General features: G+C 33.2%; 20 protein-coding genes and 2 tRNA genes. 10 read left to right on the top strand and 12 right to left on the bottom strand.

Annotation, left to right across the window (positions count from 1 at the left end; all coding sequences use genetic code 11):
* Nucleotides 1-20: 20 nt before the first annotated feature.
* Nucleotides 21-1,031 (bottom strand): hypothetical protein, encoded by a 1,011-nt coding sequence (locus ACUSJC_RS10250; RefSeq protein ID WP_449269483.1) that lies wholly within the window; start codon nt 1,029-1,031, stop codon nt 21-23.
* Between the two features lie 99 nt (nt 1,032-1,130).
* Between ACUSJC_RS10250 and proS the strand changes: the two genes are divergently transcribed.
* From proS to ACUSJC_RS10280, 6 genes are all read left to right on the top strand, one after another.
* Complete coding sequence (gene proS / locus ACUSJC_RS10255; RefSeq protein WP_449269484.1) at nt 1,131-2,606, top strand: proline--tRNA ligase; 1,476 nt, start codon at nt 1,131-1,133, stop codon at nt 2,604-2,606.
* A gap of 78 nt (nt 2,607-2,684) precedes the next feature.
* Nucleotides 2,685-2,756: transfer RNA gene (locus ACUSJC_RS10260), tRNA-Glu, on the top strand.
* 17 nt (nt 2,757-2,773) lie between these two features.
* Nucleotides 2,774-2,845 (top strand) — tRNA-Glu (locus ACUSJC_RS10265).
* 160 nt (nt 2,846-3,005) lie between these two features.
* Nucleotides 3,006-3,257: a 30S ribosomal protein S20 gene (rpsT, locus tag ACUSJC_RS10270; protein WP_449269485.1), complete on the top strand. Its 252-nt coding sequence runs from the start codon at nt 3,006-3,008 to the stop codon at nt 3,255-3,257.
* Nucleotides 3,258-3,402: 145 nt separating this feature from the next.
* Nucleotides 3,403-5,202 (top strand): translational GTPase TypA, encoded by a 1,800-nt coding sequence (gene typA / locus ACUSJC_RS10275; RefSeq protein ID WP_449269486.1) that lies wholly within the window; start codon nt 3,403-3,405, stop codon nt 5,200-5,202.
* A gap of 213 nt (nt 5,203-5,415) precedes the next feature.
* Entirely contained in the window at nt 5,416-5,853 is a 438-nt protein-coding gene (locus ACUSJC_RS10280) for a hypothetical protein (protein ID WP_449269487.1), read from the top strand.
* Nucleotides 5,854-5,940: 87 nt separating this feature from the next.
* Here ACUSJC_RS10280 and ACUSJC_RS10285 read toward each other — a convergent pair whose 3' ends face one another.
* The 8 genes from ACUSJC_RS10285 to ACUSJC_RS10320 form a co-directional block, all read right to left on the bottom strand.
* Nucleotides 5,941-6,399 (bottom strand): PaaI family thioesterase, encoded by a 459-nt coding sequence (locus ACUSJC_RS10285; RefSeq protein ID WP_449269488.1) that lies wholly within the window; start codon nt 6,397-6,399, stop codon nt 5,941-5,943.
* 170 nt (nt 6,400-6,569) lie between these two features.
* Complete coding sequence (locus ACUSJC_RS10290; RefSeq protein ID WP_449269489.1) at nt 6,570-7,931, bottom strand: hypothetical protein; 1,362 nt, start codon at nt 7,929-7,931, stop codon at nt 6,570-6,572.
* Between the two features lies 1 nt (nt 7,932).
* On the bottom strand, nt 7,933-9,672 hold the full coding sequence (locus tag ACUSJC_RS10295; RefSeq protein WP_449269490.1) for a hypothetical protein: 1,740 nt from the start codon (nt 9,670-9,672) through the stop codon (nt 7,933-7,935).
* A gap of 557 nt (nt 9,673-10,229) precedes the next feature.
* Complete coding sequence (locus tag ACUSJC_RS10300; protein WP_449269491.1) at nt 10,230-11,612, bottom strand: TolC family protein; 1,383 nt, start codon at nt 11,610-11,612, stop codon at nt 10,230-10,232.
* A 31-nt stretch (nt 11,613-11,643) separates the two neighbouring features.
* On the bottom strand, nt 11,644-14,814 hold the full coding sequence (locus ACUSJC_RS10305; RefSeq protein WP_449269492.1) for an efflux RND transporter permease subunit: 3,171 nt from the start codon (nt 14,812-14,814) through the stop codon (nt 11,644-11,646).
* A 23-nt stretch (nt 14,815-14,837) separates the two neighbouring features.
* Nucleotides 14,838-15,968 carry an efflux RND transporter periplasmic adaptor subunit gene (locus tag ACUSJC_RS10310; RefSeq protein ID WP_449269493.1) on the bottom strand — a complete coding sequence of 377 codons (1,131 nt, stop codon included), beginning with the start codon at nt 15,966-15,968 and terminating at the stop codon, nt 14,838-14,840.
* A 209-nt stretch (nt 15,969-16,177) separates the two neighbouring features.
* Nucleotides 16,178-16,756, bottom strand: a complete 579-nt coding sequence (locus ACUSJC_RS10315; protein ID WP_449269494.1) for a TetR/AcrR family transcriptional regulator — start codon at nt 16,754-16,756, stop codon at nt 16,178-16,180.
* A gap of 463 nt (nt 16,757-17,219) precedes the next feature.
* Complete coding sequence (locus ACUSJC_RS10320; RefSeq protein WP_449269495.1) at nt 17,220-17,423, bottom strand: hypothetical protein; 204 nt, start codon at nt 17,421-17,423, stop codon at nt 17,220-17,222.
* Between the two features lie 285 nt (nt 17,424-17,708).
* On the opposite strand from ACUSJC_RS10320, the gene ACUSJC_RS10325 reads away from it, so the two are divergent.
* From ACUSJC_RS10325 to ACUSJC_RS10340, 4 genes are read left to right on the top strand one after another with little or no spacing between them, the layout of a single operon-like run.
* Entirely contained in the window at nt 17,709-18,467 is a 759-nt protein-coding gene (locus ACUSJC_RS10325; protein WP_449269496.1) for a hypothetical protein, read from the top strand.
* Entirely contained in the window at nt 18,467-18,862 is a 396-nt protein-coding gene (locus ACUSJC_RS10330; protein WP_449269497.1) for a DUF5675 family protein, read from the top strand. Before ACUSJC_RS10325 ends, ACUSJC_RS10330 begins: the two co-directional genes overlap by 1 nt.
* Nucleotides 18,863-18,871: 9 nt before the next feature.
* The gene (locus ACUSJC_RS10335) at nt 18,872-19,087 is read left to right on the top strand and encodes a hypothetical protein (protein ID WP_449269498.1); all 216 of its coding nucleotides are present in this window, start codon (nt 18,872-18,874) and stop codon (nt 19,085-19,087) included.
* The gene (locus ACUSJC_RS10340) at nt 19,074-19,250 is read left to right on the top strand and encodes a hypothetical protein (RefSeq protein ID WP_170108208.1); all 177 of its coding nucleotides are present in this window, start codon (nt 19,074-19,076) and stop codon (nt 19,248-19,250) included. Before ACUSJC_RS10335 ends, ACUSJC_RS10340 begins: the two co-directional genes overlap by 14 nt.
* 69 nt (nt 19,251-19,319) lie before the next feature.
* On the opposite strand, the gene ACUSJC_RS10345 is transcribed toward ACUSJC_RS10340, so the two are convergent.
* The 3 genes from ACUSJC_RS10345 to ACUSJC_RS10355 form a co-directional block, all read right to left on the bottom strand.
* Nucleotides 19,320-19,799 (bottom strand): DUF6943 family protein, encoded by a 480-nt coding sequence (locus tag ACUSJC_RS10345; RefSeq protein ID WP_449269499.1) that lies wholly within the window; start codon nt 19,797-19,799, stop codon nt 19,320-19,322.
* A 965-nt stretch (nt 19,800-20,764) separates the two neighbouring features.
* Nucleotides 20,765-21,508 carry a hypothetical protein gene (locus ACUSJC_RS10350; protein WP_449269500.1) on the bottom strand — a complete coding sequence of 248 codons (744 nt, stop codon included), beginning with the start codon at nt 21,506-21,508 and terminating at the stop codon, nt 20,765-20,767.
* Between the two features lie 7 nt (nt 21,509-21,515).
* Entirely contained in the window at nt 21,516-25,562 is a 4,047-nt protein-coding gene (locus tag ACUSJC_RS10355) for a hypothetical protein (protein WP_449269501.1), read from the bottom strand.
* Between the last annotated feature and the right edge of the window lie 11 nt (nt 25,563-25,573).

The following is a 25,573-nucleotide window of genomic DNA, read 5'->3' on the forward strand; positions in this document are numbered from 1 at the left end:
GCTTATACTTTCAAAATTAATTAACGACGTCCACCGCCTCCAGAGCGTCCGCCTCCGCTAAATCCACCACCTCCGGAGCGTCCGCCTCCGTAGCTGCCACCTCCAAAACTTCCGCTTGAACTTCTACTGGGAGAAGAGTAGTTTCTTGAAGAAGAGCTTGAACTTCTACTAGGAGTGGAATAATTTCTTGAAGAATTAGAATAATTTCTGGTAGAGTTATAATTGTTGTTTGTATTACTTCTCGTTCCGTTATTGTAAGTGTTTCGGGATCCTGAATTCCTAGAAGAATAAGTATTTCTGTTGTTTGAAGATCTGCTGTTCAAATTTACATTTCGTCCTGTACTGTATCTTCCTCCGTTGCTGTAGTAATAATTACTTCCTCCTCTGGGACCACTACTATAGGCAACGTTTCTATGATAATAACCTCCGTACGGATATCCGTAGCCACCATAACCATAATATCCACCGCCATATCCATAGTAAGGATAATAGCCTCCATAATACCAAGGGTTCCATCCCCAGCTTACACCCCAGTTAGGTCCGTACCAAGAGTTCCATCCCCAATACCAACCGGAACCATAGTAATTATACCAAGGAGAACCCCAGTAAGAATATGGAGAATACCAATTGTTCCATCCATTATTATAATAATTAATGGTTACATCATGATTGTTACTGCCCCAACCGGCATATTGATCAGAATTGTTATAGTTGTTTTTATAAACAGTTACTACGGTGTCGTTTTCTTGAGAAGAATATTGGTCAACATTAGTAAAGTGGTCATATTGATCCTGATATTCGTCTTGCATCCCTCTAAACTTATCGGCATAGATGTTTCCGTTGCTGTTTTGAGTATAATTTTTTTGACTTACATCTTGTTGTTGATAATTACCATTATCGGTTCCATAAATTCCGTCATTATCGTAGTAGGAAGAATTTTGATAGGATCCACAGGAAACAACAAAAGCAATCAATATTCCTAATGCGAAAAACATTGGAATTCTTTTTGAAAAATGTAGTTTAGTTTTCATAACGCTTTTTTTTATTGTCGGACATTACAAATTTAATTAGTTTTGTCGAATATTTCACTTAAGATTTAGTTAAACAATTTTTATGCCAAAATATTAATAATGAGCAAGAACTTAACAACAAGAGCAGAAGATTACTCTAAGTGGTACAATGAATTGGTGGTTAAAGCAGATTTAGCCGAAAATTCAGGAGTAAGAGGGTGTATGGTAATTAAGCCTTATGGTTATGCCATTTGGGAAAAAATGCAAGCCGAATTGGATAGAATGTTTAAAGAAACAGGGCATCAAAATGCTTATTTTCCGTTGTTTATACCCAAGTCGTACTTTAGTAAAGAGGCGAGTCATGTGGACGGTTTTGCTAAAGAATGTGCGGTTGTAACTCATTATCGTTTAAAAACCGGAGAAGATGGGAAATCAATTGAAGTTGATCCGGATGCTAAATTAGAAGAAGAATTAATTGTTCGTCCTACTTCTGAAACCATTATTTGGGATACGTATAGAAAATGGATTGAATCGTATAGAGATTTACCTATTTTGGTCAACCAATGGGCTAATGTGGTGCGTTGGGAAATGCGTACGCGTTTGTTTTTACGTACAGCAGAATTTTTATGGCAAGAAGGTCATACAGCTCACGCTACAAAAACTGAGGCTATTGCAGAGGCAGAACAAATGATGAATGTTTATGCTGATTTTGCAGAAAACTTTATGGCTATTCCGGTGGTTAAAGGTTTTAAAACAGCAAACGAACGTTTTGCTGGTGCTGAAGAAACGTACTGTATTGAAGCATTAATGCAAGATGGTAAAGCGCTTCAGGCTGGAACTTCACATTTCTTAGGGCAAAATTTTGCTAAGGCTTTTGATGTGAAATTCGTCAATAAAGAAGGAAAGCAAGATTATGTTTGGGCAACTTCATGGGGCGTTTCTACTCGTTTAATGGGGGCTTTGGTGATGACGCATTCTGATGATAACGGATTAGTGTTGCCTCCAAACTTAGCACCTATTCAAGTGGTGATTGTTCCTATTCATAGAACTGATGAGCAATTAGAAGCTATTTCTGCGCAAGTAGGGGAGTTGACTAAAGAATTGCGTAAAATGGGAATTTCTGTGAAATATGACGATAGAGATACGCAACGTCCGGGATTTAAGTTTGCCGAATATGAATTGAAAGGTGTACCGGTACGTTTAGCTATTGGGCCAAAAGATTTAGAGAACGGAACGTATGAAGTTGCAAGAAGAGATACCTTGTCGAAAGAAACGGTCTCTAAAGAAGGAATTGCTGTGTATATTCAGAACTTATTGGAAGAGATTCAAACCAATTTATTCCAGAAGGCTTTAGATTATAGAAATACACATGTTACTGAAGTAAACTCTTTTGATGAGTTTAAAGAGGTTTTAGAAGGCAAGGGAGGCTTTGTGTCGGCTCATTGGGATGGAACCACAGAAACGGAAGAAAAGATAAAAGAATTAACAAAAGCAACTATTCGTTGTATTCCTTTAGATCGCATTGAAGAAGCGGGAACTTGTGTGTTTACAGGAGCTCCGTCTAAAGGAAGAGTGTATTTTGCGAAGGCATATTAATTTTTTTTAATTTTTTTTGATACACCTATTGCAGGAATAAAAAATAGGTGTATCTTTGCAACCGCAAATGAGAATAATGGTCCGTTCGTCTAGGGGTTAGGACGCCAGGTTTTCATCCTGGTAACACGGGTTCGATTCCCGTACGGACTACAAAATATTATATCTCTGGCCCGTTCGTCTATCGGTTAGGACGCCAGGTTTTCATCCTGGTAAGAGGGGTTCGATTCCCCTACGGGCTACTAGAATTAGTTGTGAATAGTTTTATAAAACAAATGTTAAGTGTCTCTAAGGTTTGTTTTATTAGTTAAAACTGAAGTGATTGTTAAACAATTGTGGGAGGTTTTTCTTTTTTTAAACTAATAGTTTATTAATAATTATTACAATTAAAAAGAATTAAAAATGGCAAATCATAAGTCAGCTCTAAAAAGAATTAGAAGTAACGAAAAGAAAAGAGTATTAAACAGATATCAGCACAAGACTACTCGTAATGCTATCAAAGCAATTCGTTTAGCAACTGATAAAGCTGAAGCTGCTGCTAAATTACCAAGTGTAATTTCTATGATTGACAAATTAGCTAAAAGAAACATCATTCACGATAATAAAGCAGCTAATTTAAAATCTAAATTAACGAAACACGTTGCTGCTTTATAATTAAAAGCATGTCATATAAAAAAAACTCTCCACTAGGAGAGTTTTTTTTATATATTAATTTTAAGTTATTATCAATTTAGTCTGCTAAAATATAGTGCTTTATCCAAAAATTAAGCTTACTTTTGCACCTTGAAAAAATTATCGAATGACTCCGATTAGAAATATTGCAATTATCGCACACGTTGACCACGGTAAAACTACCTTGGTTGACAAAATCATGTATCACTGTCAATTGTTTAGAGATAACGAAAGTACAGGTGAATTAATCCTAGATAACAACGACCTTGAAAGAGAAAGAGGTATTACCATTGTATCTAAAAACGTTTCTGTAAACTACAAAGGAACTAAAATCAACATTATTGACACTCCGGGCCACGCCGATTTTGGTGGGGAAGTAGAGCGTGTATTAAACATGGCTGATGGTGTTTTATTACTAGTAGATGCTTTTGAGGGGCCAATGCCACAAACTCGTTTCGTATTACAGAAAGCAATTAGCCTTGGTTTAAAACCTTGTGTAGTAATTAATAAAGTTGACAAAGAAAACTGTACTCCGGAAGAAGTACATGAAAAAGTGTTCGACTTAATGTTTGAGTTAGGTGCAGAAGAATGGCAGTTAGATTTCCCAACCGTTTACGGTTCGGCTAAAAATAACTGGATGAGCGATGATTGGAAAAATCAAACAGAAAACATTGAACCATTATTAGATATGGTTTTAGAGCATATTCCTGCTCCTAAAGTTTCTGAAGGAACACCACAGTTATTGATTACTTCATTAGATTTCTCTTCATTTACAGGACGTATCGCTATTGGTCGTTTACAACGTGGAGAATTAAAAGAAGGACAAAATGTTTCTTTGGTAAAGCGCGATGGAAAAATAATCAAGTCAAAAATTAAAGAAATCCATACTTTTGACGGTTTGGGACGAGTAAAAGTAGCTTCTGTACAAGCAGGAGATATTTGTGCTTTAGTAGGTTTAGACGGATTTGATATCGGAGATACTGTTGCTGATTTTGAAAATCCGGAAGCATTGCAAACGATTGCAATTGATGAGCCAACTATGAGTATGTTGTTCACCATTAACGATTCGCCTTTCTTTGGTAAAGAAGGTAAATTTGTAACTTCTCGTCACATTAAAGATCGTTTAAATAAAGAATTAGAGAAAAACTTAGCGTTACGTGTAAACGAAACAGATTCTGCTGATAAATTTATGGTTTTCGGTCGCGGTGTACTACACTTATCTGTATTGATTGAGACTATGCGTCGCGAAGGATACGAACTTCAAATTGGTCAGCCACAAGTTATCATCAAAGAAATCGATGGTGTTAAATGTGAGCCAATTGAAGAGTTAACTATCGATTTACCAGAAAACGTATCAGGTAGAGCAGTAGAGTTTGTAACCATTCGTAAAGGTGAAATGTTGAGTATGGAACCAAAAGGAGAACGTATGATTATCAAGTTCAACATTCCTTCTCGTGGTATCATCGGGTTACGTAACCAGTTGTTAACAGCTACAGCAGGTGAAGCAATTATGACACACCGTTTCTTAGAATACCAACCATTCAAAGGTGAAATTCCGGGACGTTTAAGCGGTTCATTAATTTCAATGGAAAACGGAAAAGCAATTCCTTATTCAATTGATAAATTACAAGAAAGAGGTAAATTCTTCGTAGATCCGAACGAAGATATTTATGAAGGTCAGGTAATTGGAGAAAACTCACGTGGCGATGATATGGTTGTTAACGTAACTAAAACTAAAAAATTAAGTAACGTTCGTTCATCTGGAGCTGATGATAAAGCTAGAATTATTCCGGCAATCAAATTCTCATTAGAGGAAGCTTTAGAATATATCCAAAAAGACGAATACGTAGAAGTAACGCCAAAATCTCTTCGTTTAAGAAAGATTTACTTAAATGAAAACGATCGTAAACGTTTCAAAATAGACTAATTTAGTAGTATTTCAATATAGAAACCACAATGCAAATTGTGGTTTTTCTTTTTTAGAAGAACATCATTTGCTATTTATTGACTCCCAGTCGGGCTATTCGCACTCGCTTCCCGCCTCAAAAGTCGGGCGAGCTCAAACAAAGCTACTATCCCGTCTAAAAGTCACTTTTTACTTTTCACAAAATATTATCCTTACTTTTGCAAAAACTAAAATATGGAAATTAAATTGCAACACGGTTTAGACCGATTGGTTTTCGGAATGACTCAAAAATATGTTGAAACATTATACGGTAAACCTAATAGAACTATCAAAGACGACGAAGACAATATCATTTACGTTTACAATGATGAAAAAATGAAATTGACTTTTTATGCTGATGAAGATTTTCGTTTAGGATATATTACTTCTACAAATCCTGATTTACAATTGTTCAATTCCAAAATAATAAATACTGATTGGGATATCGTACAAGGTAATTTAGCTATTCAAAAAATAGTTAAGTTTGACCAACACGAAGAAGATGGAGTCCAAATCTATTTCAATGAAGACAATTGGTTAATGCTTTATGTTGATTATAATGAAGTGGTCAAAGTAGAAATTGGCGCTATTATCAATAACAAAGACGAATTTGACTGGAAATTTAATGTATAGTTTTAAATTATAGCATAGAAGAAAGTGGCTTCGGAGTTATTAAATGAACAAATATTTTTGTTTTTTATTCCGGATATTTACTTTCTTCTATTCTTCTTTTAACCGAATAGCTAAAATTTCTCCTGTAGCACAAACTGATCCGTTTGCAGTAAGGGTCATATCCACCCAAATTTTTCTTCCTTCTATACTTCTGAGTTTTCCTTTTAATTCCAGTTCCGTTCCCATAGGAGTCAACGCTTTGAAATCGACTTTTAGTGATGCCGTTACACAACGAATTGGTATAGGTGCTTCTTCTAAAGAAATACCTTCTGCTAAACAAGCAAAAGCAGCTGCCGAACCTGTACCATGACAATCTAATAGAGAAGCAATTAATCCTCCATAAACATTTCCCGGAATGGAAGTATATTTTTCTTCAGGTGTAAAATGAGCAATAGTTTCATTTCCTATTAAATAGGTTTTAAGTTGATAACCTTCAGGATTATTCTTGCCACAACCATAACAGTGTGCCAAATTATCGGGATATAAGTCTTGAATTGCTTTTGACATGATATATTTTCTTTATCTTTTCAAAATTAATACTTACCCGATAAAGAATCAATTTTATCTGGAGTTATATTCTCCGAAAAATGAATAAAAAAAGGCTGTCTCAAAAAAAAGAGACAACCTTTTTAATAGGAGCTAACTAATATAAACTTCTATTATGGGACGTTTTAATTTTACTGTTTTACTTGTAAAAACACAAAACTATAGTCGGTAGGATGTGATGTATCATTAATACTGCCATATTGATGACACGACATACATTGTGTACTTTGAGCATAAGTTTCCATAGTTGTATTAGCAATATTGGAAGGAGTTATGCCTCCGGTTTGTAATGGCACTTTTTTATTGTTATTTATATCTTGTACCGGGTTTTGAGGCCATTGTACATTAACTAACTGATAATACTGCCATACAGATTTAGGATTGCTTTGGCGAATCAAATCTTGTACTTGAGCATTTAACATTTTTATATCGTCAGTTAAAGCATTATTTGCAATTCGAACTACTTGTACCGGAGTTGATATATTATCTTTATTAGGGACAGGAGATTGATTAGGTATAGCTGTACTGTTTTTGTTAAAAAAGCTATAGTTAATAGAATCATCTACCTGATCAGCTGTTGGAGCATTATGAATATGTTCAAATGTCATCCAAGCGAATTGAGATGCTAAAGATGTTTTGCGAATAATATGTAAGCCTACCAAAGCCAGATATTGTTGTGTATACTTCCCGTAAATAGGTTGGTTGTCAGCGTCAAAACCTGTAACAGTAGGAACTAGAGCCTGAGACATTTTATAATATTTCTGTACAGAATCTACTTCTTTTTCGGGAACTACTTTCCATGCTGCTTTAAACTCTATAGAACCTGTAGGTAACCAAACGCCGTTGTTTTTAGCAGCATAATTTTTTAAATTAGCTGTTGTGTACAATTGGTTTGCATTGATAAAATCGGCTTCAGTCATATCAACACGTACTTCATACCATACCAGATTTCCTCCTTGATCAGTAAGCCAAGTTCCTTTTGCCTGAAAAATCTCTTCCAGTTTACTGTCTTTAGAAGCTCTTAGCGATTTTTTATTTACTTTGTTTAGTAGTAAACCAATTTTACTTAGTTTGTTGATGCGTTTAACAGAAGTCAAAGGATTCAAAGCTTTTAAACTTTTTCCTTGTGCCGAAAAAATATCATCAACACTAGGACAACTTTCCCATACAGTTGGACTAAAATCTCCGGGAGTTCCATAACTTGAAGCGGTTGCTGTGCTATCCGGAACTCCTTGTCCACCTGCTTTCCAGTTAAGAGCTAAAAAACTACTCCAGGCAAAACAGTTCATAGTTTTTTGTGAACTTAGATTGCAAGCATCATCTGGTAGCATATATGTGACTTCCGGAGGGTTACAAAAAGCGCCGCAATCTATAGTTTCTTGTTCCGTTTTCTGAGTTGCAGTATTTTTAGCTATTTCTTCGATCTGTTTTTCTTTTTTGCATGAGGTAAGTAATAAAAATGTGCTTACCATCAATAAAAGTATTTTCTTCATATTATAGAATAGCTTTTAAATGTTCAACTTGCGCTTCTGAAAGAGCAACTGCATTCTTTTTTGTATTGATAGAAGGTAAAGTTCCGGAAGGTACTACCTCTAAAACTCCGGCAATAGGATATTTCGGGTCACTTGAGGTGTTGTACAGAGCCAATGGTTTTTGTCCGGTTGAAACAGAACTATCCACTTCTAAGCTCACTACAAATAATTGTCCGTTGTCTCCTAAATCTTGATATGAATTGATTGTAGTTGAAATACCGGAACCAAAGTCAAATTGAGTATCCTTTGTAGCATTATAGGTAAGAATAGCAATATTATCAGTTGTAGCGCCTATTTCTACCTGAGTGATGCAAGAAGTCAAATTGGAAAGAGTGTTTAGTTTGTTATACAAACTAGCCGATAAAACATCGTAATCTAAAACATATTGAACATTAGGTAAAATAAGAGAAGCAGCAGTAACCGGAGGAAATATTTCAGGTTTTTGGCTGCTACTTGCCGGTATTCCGGTTCCGGCTAATTGAACTTGAAATGTATCAGCAATCTGAGACCCCCATTTCATAGGAACTCCATTTATTTTAATATCACTTAAAGTAAAGTTAGCGCCTTCCGGTACAAAAAATCGGGAATGTAGGATCATGTTATTCGGATAATAAGCTTTACCGGAATTGGTCTCCAGACCTCTGACGATAGTATAACAATCTTCAATAGTTTTGTTAGCTCCGGCAGGCATTTCAAACATGCTTAAATTAGGTTTTTGCCCATACAAAGCAATAGGGTTAGTAAGCGTAATCAATAAATTATGTTCCTGTACCAATAAGTTTACTGATTGTCCGATGCGTGGATCACTATTACGATAGATTTGCCCATATTGGGAAGCGCAAATAAGTTGATTGGCATCCTTAAGGATTACTCCGTTCACTTGTCTTAAAATAGTAGCGGCAGCTCCTAAATAAATTTCGGCTCCTAAAGAGTTAGGAGGACTGGTAAGATGAATAGCTCCACCGCTTAAGCCTGTAGTTGCTGAACCACTATTCCATTTATTGATAGGATTATAAGCCGGTTTTCCGGTTTCACGAACAATTACAGGGTTATTATTAGCGTCGTATAAATAAAGATCTTCTAATTTAACATTGGGCTGATTCAAAATTTCTTGATATAAAGATAATACCAAGTCAGGAGATACTCGCCATAAATGGAACCAATATTCTGGATTTTCATGTGTAAAGTCAACAGCTATGATATTATCTTTTTCATCACGTGCTACAGACCATTCACAGTATTCATCTTGCCATCCTCTTGGACCTTTAGGGCCAAAAGATTTGGTTTCAGTACTATTTGGATCACATGGCTTAGCGGGAATATCAAGATTGATGTTGTATTTTTTACTGAAAGCATCCGGACCAATATCTGCTAGTTCATGAAGTTTATCCGTTGCATCATTTCCAAAAGTATTACTGAAAAGTCCTTGAAAGTAATGATTTATCCTATTAGGAAAGGCAGTCCATTGAATTGGAACGGTATTACTGGAAGCAGGAACAACAGGTGTTATTAATGGATTATAATACCAGCTTCGAGGATGGTCATAAAGGTTAGTCCAGGGATTTCCCATCTGGGAATTAAGAGAACAATAGTTAACATAATTACTCCAAGAAGATAGGAACTCTTCTTTAAGTTTTTCGGGCTGATTTTGGAAATCTTTTTCTCCCTGATACGCTGGTGTGTCAAATTTAGTCATTGTCATGATATTGAGTTTTTAGGATTTAACCTTAAGTAAAATTTTTAGGTAATAACAGTGACTAAAGCGTTAATAATAAATGCTTATGGTAAAAGTAAGAGACTAGAATAAAATAAACGTAAGTAAAAACACCTGTTTTTGTTTTCGGGTTATTTTTACAAATTTGTTTGAAGTGGTGTTTTTTGTAACGCTTTTTAATTAACAGGTATTAATTGAGAGGTGTTTTTAGTACCTAAATTTGATACTTTTAAAGAGGAGCAGCTATTTACATTATATCATTTTAAATAGATAAAGATCATTGAATTATTAAAAGAGTAGAGTAGTGGGATGAAAAGATATACAAGCTAAAAAAGGCTAAAGGATTATTTTTCCTTTAGCCTTTAATTTACCTTTTATAATTTTTACTTATGTTTATATATCAGCTCATTTTAAGATAAATTACAGAAGCGACCATAAGTATACAAGAGATAATAGTGCCTATTTCATAGATTTTCATTTTCATAGATTTTATTGATTTATAGGTTAATAAATTAAATTATAGTTTTAAAAGTAGTTGCTGATCTTTAATTCCAACCGCCGCCTAATGCTCTATACAGTTCTACATTTGCAGATAATAGATCTTTTTTGATGTTAGTTAACTCTAATTCAGCCTGTAATAAGTTACTCTGCGCAATTATTAATTCCAGATAAGTTGCCATGCCGTTTTTGAATAGCAGATTAGAATTATTAACTGCACTTTGTAATTTTACTTTTCTTTCATCTGCTATATTGAATTGCTCCTCAAGTTTATTTATACCTACTAGAGCATTACTTACTTCACTAACAGCTACTAAAACGGTTTGTCTGAATTGGTCAACTGCTTGTTCTCTTTCTTGTTTAGTAATCTCATACTGTGTTCTTATTTTTCTCCCATTTAATATAGGAGCAGTTAAACTACCAGCTAAATTTGCAAAAAGAGAGGCAGGCATAGTAAACCAATTGTCAGCTTCAAACGAATTGACACCACTGCTTGCTGTAATATTAAGAGTAGGATAGAAGTTTGATTTAGCAATTCCAATTTTTGCATTAGCAGCTTGTAAAGCCAATTCAGCATTTTTTACATCGGGTCTTCTTTCTAATAATTGCGAAGGAATTCCAATGGATGAATTTGCATGAACCAAAATAGCATTCAATTTTTCATTTCTAATTTTTTCGGACGGAAAAGAACCGGTTAATACGCTTAAAGAATTTTCTTGAATTTGAATATTTTGCTCAATTTGCGGTATTAATTTAGCCGCAACTAAGCGTTGCGCATCGGTTTGTTCTTTAGCGAGTAAACTTGTTAAACCCGATTCATATTGTAGATTAACAAAATAAGAAATGCTATCGTTTAATACCAAAGTTTTTTTTGCTATTTCTAGTTGAGCATCAAGCATCAATAGATTGTAGTAATTTTTAGCGACGTTAGCAACTACTGTTGTTTGTAATGCTTTTTTAGCTTCAGATGTTTGTAAATATTCTGCTAAAGCTCTTTTTTTCTGATTTTTTACTTTGCCCCAAATTCCAAGTTCCCATGAAAGATTTAAACCTGATGAAAAATCTTCAACATGATTTTGACCTAAGAACAAATTTGTACTTATACCATTTAAACTATTTTCAGATAACCTATTTGACGAAGCGTTAACGAAAGCATTTACCTGAGGAACATTTCCCCATTTGGATTGCTTATATTGTAAGTTAGCAATAGCAATGTTTTTTTCGGCAATTAGCAAATCATTGTTCTTTTTTAAAGCTTCATCAATTAATTCAATTAGTTCTGTTTCTTTAAAAAATGTTTTCCACTTTATTGTAGCAATAGAAGTAGTGTCAATGGAAGTAGAATTTCTATATACTTGAGGTATTTCTAAATCTAATTTGTTTTGAGCCAAAGTAATCACACTTATAAAGAGTGTGATTACTAAATACATATATTGATTTTTTATTTTCATTTTTAATAAATTAGTTTGAATGTTTTTCTTCATTATGAATGACTGCTAACGGTTTGCCGGAAATTTGTTCATGCAAATGCTGGAATACAATAAATAATACCGGAATAATAAAAATACCTAATACAACTCCGGAGATCATTCCTCCTGCAGCGCCAATACTTATGGAATGATTTCCTAATGCAGATGGTCCTGTGGCTCTCATCATCGGTATTAAACCAACTACGAAAGCTAAAGAGGTCATAATGATTGGACGTAATCTTAATTTTGCGGCTTCTATTGACGCTGCTAAAAGAGATTTTCCTGCTCTTCTTCTTTGGATGGCATATTCCACAATTAGAATTGCATTTTTCGCTAATAAACCAATTAACATGATTAAGGCAACTTGAACATAAATGTTATTTTCTATGCCTGTCATTCCTATGGTTAAGAAAACACCTAAAATTCCTGTTGGGATAGAAAGTAGTACAGACCAAGGAAGAATATAACTTTCGTATTGAGCAGATAAAAGGAAAAATACAAACAGTAGACTTAGACCAAAGATGATGGCAGATTGTCCGGATGATGAAATTTCTTCTTTTGTTAAACCTGAAAATTCTATAGAATATCCTTTGGGTAGTTTAGTTTCGGCAACATCTTGTATCGCTTTGATTGCAGCTCCCGAACTAAAGCCAGGTTTTGCTATTGCATTGATACTAATGGAATTAAACAGATTATATCTGGAAGCTGTTTCTGAACCTAATATAGGTTTTAATTTTACCAATGATGTGATAGGCACCATTTCGCCATTTCTATTTTTTACAAAAACACCGTTTATTGATTCAGGATTATTTCTTGAACTGGCTTCCGCTTGAACAACTACTCTGTAATATTTTCCAAATCGATTAAAGTCTGAAGCCTGAGCACTACCAAAATAGCCTTGCATTGTTTGCAGTAGATCTCTAACATTTACGCCTAACTGTTCGGCTTTAACATCATCTACCTCCATTTCTAATTGTGGATAATCAGCCTTAAAACTTGTAAATGCAACTGCAATTTCTGGACGTTTCATTAATTCACCAATAAAGGAGATGCTTGTATTACTTAGTTTACTGATACTGCCGCCCGTTTTATCTTTTAATACAATATCTAATCCATCAACATTATTGAAACCAGGTACTGTTGGAAAAGTAAATACAAAGAAATTTGCTCCTTTAACGGCACTTAATCTTCCGCGAACATCATTCATAATATCATTGATGTTATCCATTTCTCCTCTTTCTTTTGCCTTTTTAAGCAAGATGAATATAACACCTGATGATGGACTGTTAGATTGGGTTAACATATTAAACCCGGATAAAACATTTAATGTTTTTTGAGAAGGAAGCGTTGCCAAAGCTTTTTCTGCTTCGCCCATTGTATTTTTTGTTCTTTCTAATGACGTACCTGCCGGCATTGACATAGAAACGGCAATGAAACCTTGATCTTCTGAAGGAATAAATCCAGTTGGTGTTGTTTTAACCAGTAAAAATGTTCCGATGATAACTAAGGCTAAACCACCTAAACTTATCCACTTATTTTTAATTAAAAAAAGTAAACTGTTTACGTATTTATTGGTCAACTTATTAAACCCGGAGTTGAAACCTATAAAGAATTTATCTTTGAAATTCTTTGGCTTATCTTCATTACTATGTGAATCTTCATGTGAGTCTTTTAAGAATAATGCTGCCAGAGCAGGACTCAATGTTAAGGCATTAATAGCTGAAATTACAATGGCAATTGCTAATGTAAAAGCAAATTGTCTGTAGAAAACTCCTGTAGATCCATCCATAAAACCAACAGGTAAAAATACCGCAGACATAATCAGAGTAATGGAAATGATCGCTCCGGTAATTTCACTCATTGCAGATGTTGTTGCGGATTTAGCAGATAGTTTCTTACTATGCATTTTTTCATGAACTGCTTCCACAACTACAATAGCATCATCTACAACAATCCCAATGGCTAGTACTAATGCAAACAAGGTTAATAAATTAATGGAAAACCCAAAGATTTGCATAAAAAAGAAGGTTCCTAAAATAGACACCGGAACAGCAATTGCCGGAATTAAAGTAGCTCTAAAGTCTTGCAAGAAAATAAACACAACAATAAATACAAGTATAAATGCTTCTATTAATGTTGATTTTACTTGAGCAATAGATTGGTCCAATGAATCTTTAGTATTATACAGGATTAAATGTTTTACTCCTTTAGGAAAGTCTTTAGATGCCTTTTCCATCATTTCTTTAATGGCAATTTGGACGTCGCTAGAATTTGAACCGGGCAACTGATTAATGGCAATATTTATACCTGCTTTTCCATCTATTCTTGTGCTACTGGAATAAGTATAGGATCCCAACTCAATGCGAGCAACATCTTTTAGTCTTAAAACAGAACCATCTGAATTGGAATGAATGACAATGTTTTCGTAATCTAAGGGTTTGTTCAGTTTACCTTTGTATTTTACTACATATTCAAAAGCTTCATGACTACTTTCACCAAATCGACCTGGGGCAGCTTCTAGATTTTTATCCTGAATTGCAGCCATAATTTCTTTTGGGGTTAAATTATAAGAAGCCATTTTGGCCGGATTTAACCACACTCTTAAAGAGTAATCTTTACTTCCTCCGAAGAGTAATGCTTGACCTACTCCCGGAATCCTTTTTATTTCAGGAATTAAATTGATTTGGGCATAATTAGCTAAAAAGACTTCGTTATATTCTTTTTCATTTTCAGATAGTAAATCAACAACCATTAATAAACTGTTGTTTTGTTTAGTGGTTGTGATACCTGCTTGAACCACTTCTTGTGGAAGCTGACTGGTTGCCTGTGAAACTCTATTTTGAACATTAACAGCAGCTTGGTCAGGATTTGTACCTAATTTAAAATTAACTGTAATAACTAAGGAACCATCATTACTAGCAGTAGAACTCATATAACTCATGTTTTCCACTCCGTTAATGGCTTCTTCTAATGAAGGAGCTACGGAACGAAGAACTGTTTCAGCATTTGCTCCAGGATACAGCGCTACTACCTGTACAGCAGGCGGTGCAATGTCTGGAAATTGCTGTAATGGAAGGGTGTTTAGGCCTATAGTTCCTAGGATAACTATAAGTATAGCGATAACTGTTGATAGTACTGGCCTATCAATAAATTTTTGTAACATATTGAATGAGTTTGTTTTAAGAATTAGAGTTTAGCAACTTCTTTTTTAGAATTTTCAGGAATTATTTTAACACCGTCTGGTAAGTTTTCAAATCCTTTCAATATGATTCTGTCTCCTGAATGGATACCGTTTTTAACTAAATAATTTGTACCGCTTTTTCCCGATACTTCTATAAGCTGTCTGGACACACTATTGTTTTTATCTAATAAAAAAACATAAATTTTATCTTGAATTTCTACAGTAGCTTCTTGCGGAATAAGGATTGAATTATCATGGTTAATGCTTATTTTGACTTTACCTGTGTTTCCTGAGCGCAAAAAACCATCTTGATTAGGAAATTTGGCTCTTAATGTAATGGCACCTGTTGTTTTGTCGAACTGTCCGTCTACCATGTCAACTTTTCCTTTTTGCTCATATTCGGTATTGTCTGATAGAATTAAAGATACCGGTGGCATTTTTTCAATTTTTTGAGAAATTGTAGCTCCTTCATACTGCTTTTTAAAATTTAAAAAGTCATTTTCACTTAGAGAAAAATAGGCATATACTTCTTTTATGTCAGATAATTTAGTTAAAGCTTCCGGATCTTGAGGGCTAATAAGGCTTCCTTGTTTTCTGGGCAATCTTCCTATATACCCATTTGTGGGAGCTTGAATTAAAGTATAATCTAAATTGATTTGTGCATTATTCAAAACTGCTTTTGCTTGCTCAACATTGGATTTTGCAATACTTAAATTGGATTTTGCTGTTCTCAACTGATATTCAGAGTACATTTTATTTTGTACCAATGGAACTAACTTGTCGACTTCAATCTGAGCATTAGTTAATGCTGCTTCAGCAGCACTTAAATTTGCTTTTGCATTATTGTATTGTTGGCGATATGTATTATCATTAATTTTGAATAAAGATTGTCCTTTGGACACATAATCACCTTCATCAACAAATATGTTTTCTATAATGCCACTTACTTGCGGTCTTATTTCTATATCTGTTTTTCCTTGAATAGCCACAGGAAATTCTGTGTTTGTTTGTGCACTAGAATGCGTAATATTCAAGATAGGTAAAGTAGGTATTTCTGCAGGAGGCATTTGATTATTTTTTCCTGAGCAACCTATTAATAATACAGATAGTACACTAAATAATGTAATCTTTTTCATAGTCTTCTTTTTTATTGATTTATTGGGTTCGCTTTTTGTTTTTTTTGAAATAATCGTTTCAGAATTCATACTGTTTTATACTAAAAATTGAGTTAAGATTATATTTGATTTTGGAACAATCGTTTCAAAATCAATGCTGTAATTTATTTTTGTAATACTTAATAATTATTTTTTTCTGAAATAAACGTTCCAGAAAAGGATAAAAAAAACTATGGTAAAATAGTCTTAATCAAAAATTCAGACATTTTTTTTATTCGAATTGGATTTCTTTCAAGAATATAAGATTGTTTCCATCCAGTAAACGAAGTCACAATGTACTCGGCAATTAATTGAGCATCTGAACTCCCATCTAATTCTTTGTTGTCAATAGCTTTCTGTACTACATCTGCTAAGAAAATAAGATAGATTTCATTATTTTTTTTCATTTGGTTTCGTACTTCCAAATCTTCAGGAGCAATTTCGAAAATAGTTTTCATTCCTAAGCAGCCTTTTTCGCAATCTACAATCCAAGAAACTTTATCTCGAATAATATTAGTAAGAGCTTGTTTTGCTGATTTTTCTTTAGCTACTTTCTCTTTTAATTCTAACATGGCGTTGTCAAAGTAGTTACTTAAACATTTTAGAAAAAGATTATGCTTATCTCCAAAAGTATTATACAAACTACTTCTGTTTATTTGCATAGCATCAACTAAATCTTGCATAGAAGTGGCATTATATCCTTTTTCCCAAAAGACATTCATTGCTTTTTCTATTTTTTCAGTTTCGTTAAATTCTACACAACGTGCCATATAAAATTTATTTTCGAAGCAAAGGTAATCTTTTTTTGAAACAATCGTTTCAGAATTATTTTTTTAACAAAATTTTAAGAATAGATAAAGTCGATTTAGTCCCTTTAGCGATAAGATTTTAGGAATAATTTGGTATATCAGCAAAAGCAAAAAACCCCGAAAATCATAAGATTTTCAGGGTTTTGACACCATTTAGGATTTTTTTCCGCGGAGAAAGAGGGATTTATCATCCCCTTATAAACGCTTGATATTATTGGTTTTAACAATTTTAAAAATCCTAGGGTCTCGTTTTTGCATCGATAAATGATGTGCAAATTTTTCGAAATCTTATTAAGACAAATCTATGAAAATTAGAGGATTAATCAAAGTAAAAAAGTATAATTATTGTTCATTTATTGAACTGGTTAAGAGTATAAAAAGGGATTAAAATGAAGTTTAATAATTAATACTTTATTTGTCAATCTTATCCAATTATTAAAGGTTCAACTTGTTCAATTTTTAAGCTTGTGTAATTACAGAACTCTTCAACCGATACAAACTCATTTTCAAGCTTTCTAAGGTCAGTTCTTATCTTTTGCAACAATCTTGCACTTTGTCTATAACTCTTCCCTGTAATGCGTTGTATATCCTTTGGATAGATACATATTCTCTTTTTTTCGATTTTCATACTTTATCTATGCCTTTGACTAGGCTTTGAATTACTTATTTCATACTGATTATAAGAATTAATTTTAGTAAAAGTAATTATTATTTGAACTGATTCAGAAATGATAAATGAACTTGTTTTGATGTCATATGTGTCGGATTTGGACAAAAGTGTCATGTGATGACACACTACTTTGAAGCTTTCATTTATTGTTTAAATTTTGTTTCTAAATCAATCTAAAAGTGTTGCAACGTGATGGAGATTGAAGGAATTTTTAACTGATTTATTAATGAAATTTTTGAAGTTATGGCTAGACAGAAAGGCATAATTAAATTGAAAGGTACTATCGGGGATATTACCTTTTACAAAACGCAAGACGGTCATTTGGCTCGTGAGAAAGGTGGAATTGACGCGAGCAGAATTGCGAGTGATCCTGCGTTCCAGAGAACGCGTGAAAATGGTTCCGAGTTTGGTAGAGCTGGAAAAGCCGGAAAGGTTTTAAGAACGGCTTTACGACCATTGCTTTTGAATTCTGCTGATGGTAGAATGGTGAGTCGTTTGACTCAAACGATGGTAAAAGTTATTCAGGCGGATGCTGTGAGTGAAAGAGGATTACGAAATGTAATTGATGGTGAAGTTGAATTAGTACTTGGATTCGAATTTAATATTCGTGGAAAATTAGGTACTTCTTTATTTGCTCCGTTTACCTCAGCAATTGACAGAGCTGCAGGAACATTAAGTGTTTCTATTCCATCTTTTGTACCTGCTAATATGATTGCTGCTCCAAGTGGAACAACTCACTTTAAAGTGATTTCTGGAGGCGCTGAAATCGATTTTACGAACGAAACCTATGTGGTAGAAACTACCGAAACGGCAATTTTGCCTTGGGACGGAACTGCAACAGCTGTAATCAATTTGAGTAATGCCGTTACGGCTAACTCTACTCACCCTTTAGTTTTAGCTTTAGGTATTGAGTTTTATCAAGAGATTAATGGGCAAATGTACCCTTTGAAAAATGGTGCTTTCAACCCGTTATCGATTGTTAAAGTTGATGGTGGCGTATAATGGTTATTTGGTTAACTAGAACTTATTTCCCTGAAGGAACTAATGGAAAACTCGAATGTGAAGGCAAATTGATATGCAATACCATAGAATTGCCTTGGAAGATGAACGAAACAAGAGTTTCCTGTATTCCGGAAGGGAAATATTTTATTAGAAAGCGATATAGCTCAAAATACAAATGGCATTTGGAATTAGTGGATGTACCAAATAGAAAGTTTATTCTTTTTCATCCTGCTAATAATTCACAGAAGGAATTACAAGGCTGTATTGCTCCGGTTACTAAACTTTCTGGACCAGGATTAGGGTTGTTATCCAGAAAAGCTTTTGAGAAGCTTAAAAGCATTGTTTACAAAGCTCTGGATAATCATGAAAGTGTTACGTTAATTGTTCAATCTTAAATTTTAATTATGAAAAATATAGTTAATAGAGTTTCGGCTCCCACACCTAAGTTTTTTAAAGTGTTTCGTACTATTGGTTTGGCATTAGCGGCAGTTGGTGGAACTATTTTAGCAGCTCCAGTAGCTTTGCCTGTTGTTGTTACAACCATTGGCGGTTATGTTGCGGTTGCTGGAAGTGTTTTGACAGCTGCAAGTCAGTTGACAATTCCAAATGACAGCGAATAATCACACGCTAATAGGTACTGCAGGAGGTACATTTTTAAGTATTGCACCCAATATTCAATCTGAAGATATTGCAAAAACGGTTATCTTAGCCACTATTGGAGCTGTAGTCAGTTTTACTATTTCGTTAGTACTTAAAAGTCTGAATAAGAAGCACAAAAAATAAGTTTAACCCTTGTTGTGGTGACCTTTGGGTTAAACAAAACGAAAGCCTAGTCGTAAGACCAGGCTTTTTTTATTTGTTGCGATACCTCATCAATATGGCATTGCGAAGCTCGTTGATTAAGTGAATGTTTTTTGCGTGATGTGCTTCTTGTTGTTGCAAGAGCTGTAACGCTTTTACATTTTTTTGATGTTGCTCGTGTTCTTGTAGAAAACGATTGACTTTTGGGAAAAATTCCTTTTGAAACTCGTAAAGTGCCAAAAATGGAATTACAGAACCTCGCAAATAAGGCATCCAAAATTTTGATTTCCATAAACTGGAAGCAATCCAAAACACGTCTTCTTTGTCTTCTTCTTTTTGGAAGATCAAGACAAAGGAATTTGTAAAAGGTTCGTTTTGTGGTTTTCCGCTGTTTAATCCTTTGTTTAACACAAAGAAATGCGGTTTTGCATACGATTTTCCGACTACGTGGCTTTTAACAATGAAATTGGTCATAAGTAAAGAATTAAAGGTTAATTCTTCTTTCTTCTCCAGTCTTTGGTTATTTCCCAAAGATGATTTGGTTCGGACAGCCCTCACACAAAATTTCTTTTCAAAAGAAAAAAGGAAAAAAAAGAAAGCCGTCATTTCATGTGGAAGGTTTCAAAAAAGCAAGTTTTTCAGATGAAATACTACTCTAAGAGATTCGTGTTTTAAAGCAGTATTTTGTTTTATGTATAAAATATGATTTGAAAAACTGGATGGAGATTTTATCTGAAACCGAAGGCTTGAACTTGCTTTTTTGAATACCTGGAACAAACCTTTGCCTTCTTTTTTTTACTTTTTTTATTTTGAAATACTGATTTTCAATTTAAAATCAATAGCATTTGTATTGTTGTTATGGAAAACTAAACGTGATTTGAAAGTGATTCGTCGGAAAGGGTTTGCAATTTTTAATTGTACATCCTTTCTTTTTTGATTTTTAGGGTGGCTAATTGTTGAGTGAAAAGCAACACGTTATTAGTGAAAAGATTTTGTGTTGTGGAAATGCAAAGCCACTCTAAAAAACAATACAAATACTTACCGTTTCTGGGTGGGCGCGTTGGAGCGCGGATATTTTACATAATAACCCTTATAACTGCCGCTGCCGGAGCGATGGGATTTTTAAGGAAGGAATTATAAGGTTTATTATGTAACATAGCTTGGGAGTGGTTTAGCCGTTGGAAGACAGCTTTTGTTTTTAGGCGTTGGCAGTAAGCGGATAAAAAAAGGGTTACAGTGTGCGATGGGTTTGGGAAAACTGGAACCCTTTTTTTATTGGCTTACAGAGGGAAAAGCAAATGCTGTGCGCGTTGAAAATACCACTAGTGCGGTGGAGAGTGATGGACAGGGTGGGATGAAAATGCCTCAGCGTTAGCGTACCGATTTCTTTTTATATGAAATTAACGAAATGAAGCAAACAAATAATTGATGCTAGGAATACTTGGACTAGAAGCAATTTTTGTGCAGACTGAATGAGGTAATGATTATTTAAGATTTTATTCGGTAATTAAGTAATGACCACAACCAGCATCATTGATTAGATTTATCCATCTTTTTTCTCTTGTCCAATATTTATCACCAGGTTGTACATAAGCAAGTATTGCAAAATCGTACCAGTCATTTGCTTGAACCTTCATTTGACTTGTTTCAAGAGTCTTGAAAAAATGATCTAAAGTTTTTATCAATAATTCAATAGTATCTAGTTCAAATCCATCAATATTTACCTTACCTTTTGTTGATTGCTCAACACAAAAATTAATAAACTCTGCAGTTATTTGATAAGTGTCTATTTTTTTATGTGCTTTTTTATCTAAAATTCTATTTCTAATATTTTCAGCTTCATCATTAAACAATTTTGCAACTTCATCTAAATTCTTTCTACCTGCTAAAATTTCTTCTTTAAAAACTTCTTTCTTTTCAGGATCTATTGAATGACCTTTGGCGAACTTTGATGTAAATTCTAGCCATTGACCAATTTCTGAAATTATATCATATTTAAATTCTTGTTTTAGTTTAGCTAAATATATAAATGGTGGTTCGTAAATTGCGTTTTCTTTAAATTTAAATAACATTTGAATTGCTCTTCTTGACAATTCTTCTTTGTCTATTAGATTTTCTGATTTTGATAATTCATGAATATTTACAAATGTCGGACTGATAGGTTCTTTACTAAACTTTTCAAACAATTCTTTGTCTTGACCAAGACCATACCAAATATTTGTGTCAGCTATTATTTTCACAGTTCAATTAAGTTGTTTTGTAATTAATATTTATAAAAATATGATGTAAAATAGTGCCTGATTTATGATTGGATTTTGCAATTTTAACTGCGGATAATTTCATTTTATAATCATTGGTTACTTCAATAATTGATTCAAATTCAAAACCAGAGGGATACTTTGTCTTAGGTACTATATTTTTTTTATAATCACCCCAGTTTTGATCAAATGTCTTCCCTTTGACTTCACCAGTATCATAAACAATGATGGTCATTTCTTCTTTTTTATGATGATAATCAAATAGTTTATTTATATGTTCTTTTGCGGTGGTACTTCCTCTATATATAAAAGCTTCGCAAATTTGAATTGCTTGATTATTACAATTCATTATTGGTAAATCTCTTTCACCAGGTTGAAAGCTATTCCTACCATCTTTTGGGGCAGAATATCCACCTCTTGATTGTGCTCCAACATGCCAACCCCAAGGATTAATTCTAGCATCAATAAGTACTTCCATTATATCGTTGTATTTATCTTCATTTTTTATCTCCGAAATAGATTTTATTTTTTCAAGCATTTTATTTGAAGCAGTCACAACTTCATTTACAATGAATTCATCTAATTTTTCTTTATCATTAATATCTTCAGGAATAATTCGCACTAACTTATTCGGGGTACTTGAAAAAATTTTGTGATAAAAAGACTTTAACTCATCAATGTTATCAATACCGCTTATTAAATTATCAATTTCTGTAAGAAATTCAGATGGTGTTTCGGAAGAAGATTGATGGTATTTATAAGCTGTATCTTTTAATATTGATGCCTCATCAAGTTTCTTTTGTTCAACAAGATTCTCAACTCTAAGTTTTAGAATATTTGGGTCCATTCTTACTGGTAATTCTAAATTTCGAAAAACCTTTTCGAAATCATCAAACTTTTCTAATTTATTTAATAAATCTAAAACAGTTAAAGACTCTGTTTTGTCTTTTAATTCAAAGCTTGAATCATCAGATACTTTACGATATTCTCTCCATTCTTCATAGGCTTCACTATATAAATCAATCTTACCCTCCTTTTCAGCCCAGTTTACTTTAGCTACCATTCTATTTAAAGCAAATGTGTAGTAATCGGGATGATATTTAACTAAGTCATTAAATTTATTGTAGGCTTTCTCGGGCTCTGATTGAATATGTATTAATGCCGAATAGAAACTCTTATATACAGAATAAGGTAATTTTCTGGAATCATAATTGTTTTCTTTATCAGGAACGTCTATTGTATTGATAGATGATATATCATTTTTAAAATAAGCTAGTAATAATTTCGTAGTAAATAATAGTTCTTTGTAATTTAGTTCACTTTTGCGTTGCAAAACTTTCTCCTCCCAATAGGTCACAGCCTCTTCAGCCTGTTCTATTAATTCAGGATAACGAGAAATCTTAATTAAGACATTCTCAATCTCAGGAATCCAGTTAAAACTTTCTAAGAACTCTCTGATGTTGATGTTCTTTACTTTTTCTAATAATAGTTTTCTAGTTCCTTCTGATGTACTGTTTTCCAACAATTCAAGAATTTTGGTTAAGTCTCCTTTTTCCATTATTAGATTGACAACCTTCTCTTTATCTGAAAACCAATTGATTGCTCTGAATAATTGAGGTATTAGAGCTTCTTTATCTGAATTCTGGAATTGACGTTCTTCACTATAGCCAAATAAATCAATAGAGTCAGCTTCAGGATTATGGTCGGAGTATTTAGAAAGATAATCAAAAATTTGATCTTCAATTCTTCTCTTTATTTCCAGAATTTTCTTTTCTTCAAAACTATAAGGAGTTGGTGTTTCAATAACTTTTCTCAATAACTGTAATAAAACACCAATATGCGTTCGTAATTTTTGAACACTAAACCTATTTACTTCATCATACCTACCTTTACTTTTATCAATTTCAATGCGTGGGGAAAGAAATGAGTTTAAACTTCCTTCTTTGTTTATAAAATAAACAGGAAATAGCCAATCCAAAAGACCAACGGTCTCTATTTTTTCACTCCACAAAGGAGTTCCAACCTCAACTTTATCATCAAAGAAATTATATTTTGTTATTTCTTTCTTTTCTATACTTTCTAAGTAAGACTTGTAAAACTCGTTTACTAGTTTTTCTATTTTTATATCCGATTTTGTCAAATCATTTTTAAACTTCCAATATGTTGAAATTTTCAATAACCAGATTATTCCATCCCATTGTAACATAGGGAAGCGAATGGTGCCATTATTATACTTGGGCTTTATTTTGAGATTTATGAACAGGTCGGACAGTTCCTTATAAATATATGGCAGCAGGTAATCTGTATTTTGTGAAGAAAACTTTACTGAATTGATTTTATAATTCTCTAGCAAAGTTAAATATTCGTATTCCCTGCTATTTAAATTCTCAGAACTTTTAGGGTGTTGCTGATAATTGTAGATTTTATATTTTTCTTTATTTATAACTTGAAATACATTAAAGATTAATGTGGCTATTTCTTGTTTAGACGCATTCTCCTTAATTAACTGTTTCAAGGTAAATAAAATAGATTCTTTCCATATTTTGCTTTCAAAATAGCCTCTGTGTTCAGCATTATATTCTAGCTGATCTAATATTATAAAACACATAGAACAAATGTCTTTCTCAAAAAGCAAATGTGGAATGACTTCTGGTCTATGGTATCTTATTACACGGGAAACTTTCCAAACTAAATAGGGTTTATTAATACCCGCTCTTAGTAAATCTTTTATTCTTATGCAATGTTCTATTTTATAATCATCCTCATCTGATTCATTTTCAATTCTATGATATTCCTCATCTTGTACAACTACCAAATAAATCAAAAAACCAATTTCATTTCTTGTTGTTTGATCATATAAATAAGTTCTGCTTGCTCTATCTTCCCATGATTCTAAACTATTAAGAATCTGAAACAAATCATCATTGTTTAAAGAAAATTCATTGTCCCTTTTCAGACCTCTTTCGGAAAGAATAAAAATCTCATTTCGATGTTCTCCTTCTAGTTTTACTTTTTTGAACTCATCATCACATCCTTCTAAATCCTTCTCATCTATAATACAAGTGAACGAAGCATCTAATAATCGTTTAGAAGATGAAGAGACTAAGAATTGATATGGATTTGGCCAGCTTTCCCAATAGTGAACTTTATAAGTCCAATTAATAAGTCTTTCATTATCATTTTGAAATGTAGAATCGTCAAGTAACAATTGCCAGAGATAAGCAGATATCTTATTCTCTAAACCTGACCAATATCTAGGTTTCGAATTGTAAAATTCAATTTTATAATCATCAGCAATCTTAATTAATAATTTTTGACTTATTAATTTCTCTATAGTAGGAGTTTTTGAAAATGCATTTTTATGTGTAAAATGGATATCTGTAAAATCGGATATCTTTATTTTTATTTCCTTCCTATTTGAGAGATACTTTCTTAAAGCGTTCAGAAATATAAAATCATCCCAATATTCCAAATACGGCTTGAAATATGATTGCATATCAGAAAACCCTATTTCATTATCTTTTTCACTAGACCATCTTTTAAATAGCACTCCGTCAATATTTAATGACAAGGTATTTGCTTTTTCGTATTCTACAATTTTATCTGATAAGTACTCTTTTGAAAACTTCTTATTAGATTCAAAACGTTCAGGTTTATTATCTTCTTGAAGTTTACAAATAAATTTAAGTTCTTCTCTGAAATCTGTAATCTCATCAAATCTGTAACAGAAAGAATCAATTGCACTTGATAGTTTAACTTGCCCTAAGATTTCTCGTAACCAATATCGATCAAATAAAGATTTATCATTAATCTCTACGCCATAAGTTTGTTCAAAGTCAACTTTAAATTTCTGAAAATCAGACTTAGTAAATGAAAAATTATAGGAAGCCTTATGCAAAACTTTAGAAAGGAATAATGAGGCATTCCAAATGTTATCTGCATCAGCTACTTCTTTATCTTTTATATGTTTTTCATTTTTTATCTGTAAGCTACTTTTTATAAGCTGAGCGAGCTTATTAACTTCATCGTGATACATAGGACTAGCAA

The sequence above is a fragment of the Flavobacterium sp. U410 genome (genome assembly GCF_053570605.1).